Annotated in this window: 6 protein-coding genes; 4 read left to right on the top strand and 2 right to left on the bottom strand. The window is 67.2% G+C overall.

Annotated features, from left to right (window positions below; all coding sequences use genetic code 11):
• From ACTIIH_RS11445 to ACTIIH_RS11430, 4 genes are all read left to right on the top strand, one after another.
• A partial coding sequence (locus tag ACTIIH_RS11445; RefSeq protein ID WP_441451861.1) for a trans-sulfuration enzyme family protein occupies positions 1-983 on the top strand: 983 nt, incomplete at its 5' end.
• Positions 983-1,189: a hypothetical protein gene (locus ACTIIH_RS11440; RefSeq protein WP_441451859.1), complete on the top strand. Its 207-nt coding sequence runs from the start codon at positions 983-985 to the stop codon at positions 1,187-1,189. The genes ACTIIH_RS11445 and ACTIIH_RS11440, both read left to right, overlap by 1 nt.
• Before the next feature lie 156 nt (positions 1,190-1,345).
• Positions 1,346-2,107 (top strand): enoyl-CoA hydratase, encoded by a 762-nt coding sequence (locus ACTIIH_RS11435; protein ID WP_441090824.1) that lies wholly within the window; start codon positions 1,346-1,348, stop codon positions 2,105-2,107.
• A 186-nt stretch (positions 2,108-2,293) separates the two neighbouring features.
• Complete coding sequence (locus tag ACTIIH_RS11430; protein WP_441451857.1) at positions 2,294-3,925, top strand: long-chain-fatty-acid--CoA ligase; 1,632 nt, start codon at positions 2,294-2,296, stop codon at positions 3,923-3,925.
• A gap of 49 nt (positions 3,926-3,974) precedes the next feature.
• Here the strand turns inward: ACTIIH_RS11430 and chrA are convergent, their stop codons facing one another.
• The gene (gene chrA / locus ACTIIH_RS11425) at positions 3,975-5,213 is read right to left on the bottom strand and encodes a chromate efflux transporter (RefSeq protein WP_441451855.1); all 1,239 of its coding nucleotides are present in this window, start codon (positions 5,211-5,213) and stop codon (positions 3,975-3,977) included.
• 45 nt (positions 5,214-5,258) lie between these two features.
• The gene (locus ACTIIH_RS11420) at positions 5,259-6,122 is read right to left on the bottom strand and encodes a hypothetical protein (protein ID WP_441090827.1); all 864 of its coding nucleotides are present in this window, start codon (positions 6,120-6,122) and stop codon (positions 5,259-5,261) included.
• Between the last annotated feature and the right edge of the window lie 73 nt (positions 6,123-6,195).

The raw sequence follows: 6,195 nt of genomic DNA, 5'->3' as shown, positions 1-6,195 counted from the left end.
CGATCTCCGCCGTGATCAGCCTCGTGCCCGCCGGCGGCACGCTCATCATCCCGACTCACAGCTACCAGGGGGCGCTCGCCTCCGCGGAGCAGATCGCCGGGCGGCAGAACTTCGACCTCGTCACCGTCGACATCTCCGACACCGAGGCGGTCATCGCTGCCCTCGATCGAGCGGGGCATGCCACGACAGGCCAGGCGGAGAACAACTGGTCGTCCGCCTCGGCGGGGGACACGGATGGAACGGCCGCCCCGGCGAGTGCCGGCGCAGCCGGATCCCCGGGGATGCTGTGGATCGAGTCGCCGACGAACCCGATGCTCGAGGTCGCCGACGTTCCCGCGCTGACCGCGGCCGCCAAGGACCGCGGGTTCCTCGTCTCCGTCGACAACACCTTCGCGACCCCGCTGCTGCAGACTCCACTCGATCTGGGCGCCGACATCGTCGTGCACTCGGTGACGAAATACCTGGCAGGCCACTCCGACGTCGTCCTCGGCGCGGTCATCACCGGCAACACCGAACTGCGCGAGGAGCTGCACACGGAACGATCCATGCGCGGCGGCATCGCAGGACCCTTCGAGGTCTGGCTGGCCCTGCGGGGACTGCGCACCCTGGCGGTGCGCCTCGACCGCGCGCAGGCCAACGCCCAAGCCATCGCCGAGCGCCTGGCCGCCCACCCCGCCGTCGTCGGAACCCGCTACCCGGGCCTGCCGGACGACCCCGGCCATGCCCGCGCCGCCGCGCAGATGAACGGGTTCGGCGCGATCATCTCCTTCACCGTCGAATCCGCGGACAAGGCCACCGCCATCGCCGAGGCGGTCCGACTGTGGACGCCGGCGACCTCCCTGGGCGGGGTGGAATCCCTCATCGAACGTCGCCGACGGCACCCGTCGGAACCGACTACCGTGCCCGAGGGACTCATCCGTCTGAGCGTGGGCATCGAGAACCTCGACGACCTGTGGGCCGACCTCGAGGCGGCCCTGGCCTGATGGGGCAGACGCCCGGCTATGTGCTCGACCGGCCCAGCGTCGACGATGTCGACCAGTTCTTCGCCATCGATTCCGACCCGCGGGTCTGGACTCACCTGCCCAGCGGACGTCTGACCGATGAGGAGGAGGGCGAAGCGATCCTCGTTCGACTGGTCTTCGTCGGCCGGGGACTCACCGCCGCCCAGCTTGACGCGACTGTGGCCTGAGGCGGGCAGCGACAAAAGAAGCACCGCAGACGTGTGACGCAGATCAACTTAACGTACGTTAAAGTGGCGGGAGATGCTTCTGCACGTCTCGAGGGCGGAGAGAAGCTCACGCCCCGAAAGCTACTCGGATCATCGGATTCGTACGAAGGAGTCGCATTGTCCACCAGCGTTCTCACCGAAGTCAGCGGCGATGTCACGACCGTGACCATCAATCGTCCGGAGAGCCTCAACGCGCTCAACGAGGAGACATTCCAGGCCATCGGCACAGCCGTCACCGAGGCGGCCGCGAACTCGCGCGCGCTCATCCTCACCGGCGGCGAACGAGCCTTCAGCTCCGGAGCGGATCTGCGGGGAGGGCTGGAGCGACGCGACGGCATCGACCTCGCCGGTGCGAATGAGATCATCGCCTCGATCCTCGACCTGTCCATCCCCACGATCGCGGCGGTCTCCGGACCGGCCGCCGGCATCGGCTGTTCCCTCGCCCTGGCCTGCGACTATCTGGTGATGAGCGAGAAGTCCTACCTCATGCTGCCGTTCACGAAGATCGGCCTCATGCCCGACGGAGGCTCGACCGCCCTGGTCGCCGCCTCGGCCGGGCGCCACCGGGCTCTGCGCCTGGCGCTGACCGGAGAGAAGCTGCTGGCCGCTGATGCCCTCGACTGGGGATTGGCCAGCGAGGTCGTTCCGGCCGGAAGTCACCTGGAACGTGCCGAAGAAGTCGCCGCAGTCTTCGCTCAGGGCCCCACCCGGGCCCTCACTGCGTCGAAGCGAGCGATCAATCGGGCCAGCCTGGCCGAACTCGACTCGTCCTTCGGGCGCGAGGTCGAAGGGCAGGATGCTCTGCGGGCAAGTCAGGACTTCGCCGAGGGAGTCGCGGCCTTCCTCGACAAGAGAGCACCCGGCTTCACCGGAGAGTGATGCCCGGGCCGGTGCGGACGGATCGGTTGATAACTGTTTGACCACGTATCGACTCAACCGCATCCGCGCCGCCTCCACAGCAGATGTGATGGTGACGACCGCCCACCACGAAACCGGCGATCACGATACTTCTCCCGTCGCAGCCATAACGTCGCGACGGGACCGGAGCACGAACGAAGGAGTCTCATGCTGACAGGAATTCCGTCCACCCTGGGCGACAGCTACCAGCTCAACACCACCAGCCTCATCCGCCATGCAGCCACCGTCTTCGGTGATGCCGAGGTCGTCTACCGCCGTTCGGACGGCTCCTGGGGCCGGTCGAACTACGCCGACGAATTCAAGCGCATGGCTCAGCTCGCGCAGGGCCTCGCCGACCTCGGAGTCGGTGCCGGCTCCACGGTCGGAGTCCTCGACTGGAACTCCCGCCGCCACCTCGAGCTCTACTTCGCCGTGCCCGGTGTGGCCGCGACCATGCTCCAGCTCAACCTGCGTCTGGCTCCCGAGGACCTCGCCTACGTCGTCAGCCACTCGAAGTCGGACTGGATCTTCGTCGACGAATCTCTGCTGCCCGTCGCCGAATCGCTGGCCCCGAAGCTCGACGTCGAGGGCTGGGTCGTCATGACCGACAAACCGATCGCCGAGATCGAGACGAGCCTGAACAACGTCGTCTCCTACGAAGCTCTCATCGCCGACAAGCCCGAGACCTTCGACTGGCCGGTCGTCGACGAGAAGACCGCCGCCTACGCCGGATACACCACCGGCACCACCGGCCGGCCCAAGGGCGTCTACTACTCGCACCGCTCGATCTACCTGCACACCATGGGCGGTCTGGCAGCACTCCACGCGAGCTTCGACGACTGCGTCATGCCCATCACGCCGATGTTCCATGTGCTGTCGTGGGGATTCCCGCAGAATGCTGTGGCCGCCGGGGCCAAACTCGTCCTGCCGGGCAAGTTCGCCGCCGAGGAGTTCGGCGCCATCGCCCAGGCATTCGTGGAGGAGAAGGTCACCCTGGCCAACGGCGCCCCTGCCATCTTCGGGCCGATGCTGCAGATGATGAAGAAGATGCCGCAGGCTCCGGATCTGTCCGGCGTCCGTCTCGTCTCCGGATCTTCGGAGCCGCCGCTGTCGATGATGCGCGGGTTCAAGGAGGTCACCGGGGCTGATGTCATCCACGGCTACGGTGCCACCGAAACCACCCCGCTGGCGTCGACGAACTGGAAGATCCGTCCCGGTCTCGACCTCGACGAGGAGGAGAAGTGGGATCTCAAACGCTCGCAGGGCCTGCCGATCATCGGTGTCGAGATGAAGACCGTCGACCCCGAGGGCAATGAGCTTCCGCGTGACGGCAAGTCCATGGGCGAGCTGCTCATGCGCGGCCCGTGGATCACCGAGTCCTACTATCAGCTGCCCGACAATGCCGATCGCTTCCTCGACGGCTGGTGGCGTTCGGGTGACGTCGGCACCATCGACGAGTACGGCTACCTCAAGATCACCGACCGTCTCAAGGACGTCATCAAGTCCGGAGGCGAGTGGATCTCGTCGATCGACATGGAGAACGCGATCCTCGACAACCCCGACGTCAGCGAGGCCGCCGTCATCGGCGTCCCCGACGAAAAGTGGGATGAGCGTCCCATCGCGTACGTCGTCGCCAACCCCGGCGCCGAGGTGACCAGGGACGCGATCGTCGAGACCTTGAGCGCTCGTTTCGCAAAGTGGCAGATGCCCGACGAGGTCAGGGTGGTCGAGGAGATGCCGCGGACCTCGGTGGGCAAACTCGACAAGAAGCTGCTGCGCAAGGACTGGGAAGAGTCCTGATCGCAAGGCTGATCCGGGCAGGGATCGGTCGAGCCCCGGGCTTGACCGCTCACAGCACCAGCCAGCCTGCCAGCCCGGCCCCGATCACCGTCGCCCACGCCGGGGCCTTCCACATGGTCGAGGCAACGAAGGCGGCGACGGCCAGCGCCAGGGTTCCAGGCGAGGTGATCCCCTCGACGAACACAGGATCGTAGAGCGCGGCCCCCAGCAGCCCCACGACGGCGGCATTGACTCCGGTCAGTGCCGCCGTCGCCGGTTCCCAGGCACGCAGCCGTTCCCAGAACGGCAGGATCCCGATCACCAGCAGACCGGCCGGAAGGAAGATCGCCAGTAAGGCGATACCGGCACCGAGGATGCCGGTCGGTCCCGTCGTCATCGACGCTCCGAGGAACGCCGCGAAGGTGAACAGCGGACCGGGGACGGCCTGAGCGGCGCCGTAGCCGGCGAGGAACGTGTCGTGATCGATCAGCCCTGTGGGCACGAGTTCGGCCTCGAGCAGGGGCAGGACGACGTGGCCGCCGCCGAAGACCAGGGCCCCGGCCCGGTAGAAGATGTCGATGAGGCGAATGGTCGCGTCCCCGGTTGCCGCGGTGAGCGCGGGCAGTCCGAGCAGCAGCGCGGCGAAGGCGATGAGAGCGCCGATGCCGAGCCGTCTGGCTCCGCGGGAGGCGATGCGGGCCTCATGGGCGGCCGCCTCGGCGGGGGATCCCTGATCCTGCGCACCACGATGGGGCCGTTTCAGCCACGCGAGGCCGAGCACTCCGCCGAGGACGATCGCTGCGATCTGGACGAGGGCCGTCGGCATGATCGAATCCGGGACGACGAGCATGAGTATGAGGGCAGCAGCAGCGATGCTCGCCCGCTTGGCATCGGGGGTCAGCGTTGTCGCCATCGACCGCACGGCACCGGCGACGACGGCCACCGCGGCGGCCTTGAGTCCGAGCAGCCACCCGGCATCGCCGAGGCCACCGAGGGCCGAGAGTCCGAGCGCGAAGAGGGTGAGCAGAATCGCCGACGGCAGGGTGAAGCTCACCCATGCGGCGACGAGCCCGGGCAGGCCCGCGCGGCGCAGCCCGAGTCCCATTCCGACCTGGCTCGACGCGGGGCCGGGCAGCATCTGGCACAGGGCGACGAGGTCGGCGTACTCGCGGTCGTCGAGCCAGGAACGGCGGCCGACGAAGGTCTCGCGGAAGTACCCGAGGTGGGCGACGGGACCGCCGAACGATGTCAGGCCCAGGCGCAGAAACGTTCCGGCCACTTCGGCGGTGCGGGCAGGTGCAGAGGTCATCACATCAGTGAACACGGGCCAAGTGACGCCGAGGTGAATGGGCCCTCAGGGGTGGTGGAGCAGGTAGGTCCCACCCTTGAGGCAGGTGTCGACGACCCAGCCGTCGCCGACGAGGCCGGTCAGCGCCGTGCGCAGGGCCAGTCGCCAGCGGCTGGCGAGATCGGCATCCTGTCCGCGCAGATCCTCGATATCGGAGGGGAAGTCCAGCGAGACGAACTCGGTCTCCTTCGGCACCTCACTCAGCAGCGGCTCCCCATCGTCATCGGCGCGCAGGCACGGGAACGCCGTTCCGGGGTCGACGACCGAGGCCCGTGCCGGACGGTCGAGCGGCCAGGACACCATCATCCGGTCGCTGGCCTGGCCGGAGTTCACTCCATCGCGCATCTGCCCGTAGAAATCCTCGAGGTATTCGACCATGCCGACACCCAGACGCTGGAAGTTGAAGTATGCATTGCGGGCGATGAGCGGGTCGAAAGTCCAGGTCATCTCGGTGATACCGAGGTTGAGGCACCATAGACGCTGGTGCAGCTTCATCGCGGAGCCCGCACCGCGGCCGATGATCTGATGGCGGACTCCGGCGATATGCGAATGCATCACCGATCCCAGAGGCTGGCCGAAGAAGCCGATGGTCACTCCGATCATTTCGTCGGGTTCGTCGATGCTGTACGCAGCGGAGACATAGTTGCCGGCGTGGGCGAAGGCGATGATGAGGCTGGGTTCGAACACGTTCGTGCCGGTCTCGTCGACGTTCCAGACTTCGTCGAGCAGCAGTGAGGCCCTGGCCGCCTCGTCGGCAGTGTGGACCTCGCGCACCTCGATGCGCGCGGTCTCCGCCGCGGCGGCGTATTCGTCCTCCGCCAGGGCGATGATCTCCGAGTCCACTGTTCTCAGTTCTGGGTTCGCGCTCATGGTGACATTGTGCCACCAGGATACGACCTCGACGGAAGGCGCACGGCAACGATTCGACTACGGCGAACGGGCC

Origin of the sequence: Brevibacterium sp. (genome assembly GCF_052105255.1) — a bacterium.
Lineage (GTDB): Bacteria > Actinomycetota > Actinomycetes > Actinomycetales > Brevibacteriaceae > Brevibacterium > Brevibacterium linens_B.
Note: the sequence above shows the minus strand (reverse complement) of the source record. Positions and strands in the feature narration are given on the sequence as shown.

Bases quoted from the DNA above. Each gene is read 5' to 3' on its own strand.
- ACTIIH_RS11420 (WP_441090827.1), bottom strand. From the start codon at position 6,122: ATGAGCGCGAACCCAGAACTGAGAACAGTGGACTCGGAGATCATCGCC.
- ACTIIH_RS11440 (WP_441451859.1), top strand. From the start codon at position 983: ATGGGGCAGACGCCCGGCTATGTGCTCGACCGGCCCAGCGTCGACGAT.
- chrA (WP_441451855.1), bottom strand. From the start codon at position 5,213: ATGACCTCTGCACCTGCCCGCACCGCCGAAGTGGCCGGAACGTTTCTG.
- ACTIIH_RS11430 (WP_441451857.1), top strand. From the start codon at position 2,294: ATGCTGACAGGAATTCCGTCCACCCTGGGCGACAGCTACCAGCTCAAC.